The organism is Myxococcota bacterium, assembly GCA_035498015.1.
GTDB lineage: Bacteria > Myxococcota_A > UBA9160 > SZUA-336 > SZUA-336 > VGRW01.
On the sequence record DATKAO010000189.1, the window covers coordinates 1 to 2,074 of the forward strand.

At 73.6% G+C, this 2,074-nt stretch carries 1 protein-coding gene; it reads right to left on the minus strand.

Annotation, left to right across the window (positions count from 1 at the left end; translation table 11 throughout):
* Nucleotides 1-2,074: DEAD/DEAH box helicase (locus VMR86_16730; GenBank protein HTO08695.1), on the minus strand; the 2,074-nt coding region annotated here is incomplete at both ends.

The following is a 2,074-nucleotide window of genomic DNA, read 5'->3' on the forward strand; positions in this document are numbered from 1 at the left end:
TCGGCAGCTGCTCGAGGTCGAAGGTCTGCGGGTTGCCCAGCGACAGCACGATCGCGTCGTCGGTGGCCGCGGCCTGCAGCTCCATGTTGAACGAGGCGCAGAAGCGCTTGCGCAGCGCGAGCCCGAAGCCGCGGTTGATGCGCGCACCGTGCGGTGAGTGAACGACGAGCTGCATGCCGCCGGCTTCGTCGAAGAAGCGCTCGGCCAGGAGCTCCGTCTGGGTCGGCACGCAGCCGACGGCGCGCTGCTGGGCGCCGACGTAGTGGGCGACCTGGCGCGCGCCGTGCACGTCGAGGCCGCAGCTCTCCGCGAGCCAGCGCGCTGCGGCGTCCTCGCCCTCTTCGAGGCGAGTGACGAGCTCGGAACGCAGGTCCGACACCTCGCGCGACAGCTCGGCCGTGCGCGCGGGCGCCTCGCCCAGCCAGAACGGGATCGTCGGGGGCGCGCCCTGGGCGTCGGTGACTCGCACGATGCCCGACTCGACGCGCCGGATGCGCCAGCTGTGCGTGCCCAGCAGGAACACGTCGCCGGCCATCGACTCGATCGCCCAGTCCTCGTTCACCGTGCCCACGGTGGTGTCGTCGGGGTCGAGCACGACCCGGTAGTCGCCGACCTCGGGAATCGCGCCGCCCGACATGAGCGCCGCGAGCCGCGCGCCCCGGCGCGCGCGCACGCGGCCGTTCACGAGGTCGCGGTGCAGGTAGGCGGCGCGCTTGCCCTTGGGTGTCTCGAAGCCGCTGCCGAGCATCTCGAGCACGGCCTCGAAGTCGGCGCGCGCGAGCCCGCGGTAGGGCCAGGCCTGACACAGCATGGTGTAGAGGTCGTCCTCGCGCCACTCGTCGACCGCACAGGCCGCGACGATCTGCTGCGCCAATATGTCGAGCGGCGCTACGGGCAAGCTGATCCGGTCGAGCCGGCCCGCGCGCACCGCGCGCACCAGCGCCGCGCACTCGACCAGCTCGTCGCGCGAGGTCGGCATGAGCCGGCCCTTGGGGCGCAGCCCGAGCGCGTGACCCGAGCGCCCGATGCGCTGCAGCGCGGTGGCGATGCTGCGCGGCGAGCCGATCTGACACACGACCTCGATCTCGCCGATGTCGATGCCGAGCTCGAGCGACGCCGTGGCCACCAGCGCCCGCAGCTCGCCCGCCTTGAGCCGCGCCTCGACGCGCAGCCGCCGGTCGCGCGAGAGACTCCCGTGGTGCGCGGCCACGTGCTCGGCGCCGATGCGCTCACCCAGGCGGTGCGCCAGCCGCTCGGCCAGGCGGCGCGTGTTGGTGAAGATCAGCGTGGTGCGGTGCGTGGCGGTGTAGCCCGCGAGCAGCTCGACCAGCTCGTCCCACTGCTCCTTCGACGCCACCGCGGCCAGGTCCTCGCTCGGCGGCACGTCGATCGCCAGGTCGAGATCGCGCTGGTGACCCAGGTCGACGATGCGGCACGGCCGCTCGCCCGCGCCCACCAGGAAGCGCGCGATCTCGTCGATCGGCCGCTGCGTGGCCGAGAGACCGATGCGCACCGGCCGCTGCTCGGCCTGCGCGTCGAGCCGCGCCAGCGACAGCGCCAGGTGCGAGCCGCGCTTGTCGCGCGCCAGCGCGTGGATCTCGTCGACGATCACCGTGTTCGCGCTGGCGAGCAGCTTGCGGCTGCGCTCCGAAGTGAGCATCACGTAGAGTGACTCGGGCGTGGTGACCAGGATGTGCGGCGCGCGCCGCAGCATGCCCTGGCGCTCGGCCTGCGAAGTGTCTCCCGTGCGCACGGCGGCGCGCAGCGCCGGCAGCTCGAGCCCCATGCGCCTGGCCTCGGCGCGGATCTCGGCCAGCGGCTGTTCGAGGTTGCGCTGGATGTCGTGCGAGAGCGCGCGCAGCGGCGAGACGTACACCGCCTCGAGTCGGTCCTCGAGCTTGCCTTCGAGCGCGCGCCGCACCAGCCGGTCGATCACGAGCAGGAACGCCGCCAGCGTCTTGCCCGAGCCGGTCGGCGCCGCGATCAGCACGTCTTCGCCGCGCGCGATCGCCGGCCAGCCGGCGGCCTGCGCGGGCGTGGGCGCGCGGAAGCGCCGCTCGAACCAGGCGCGCAC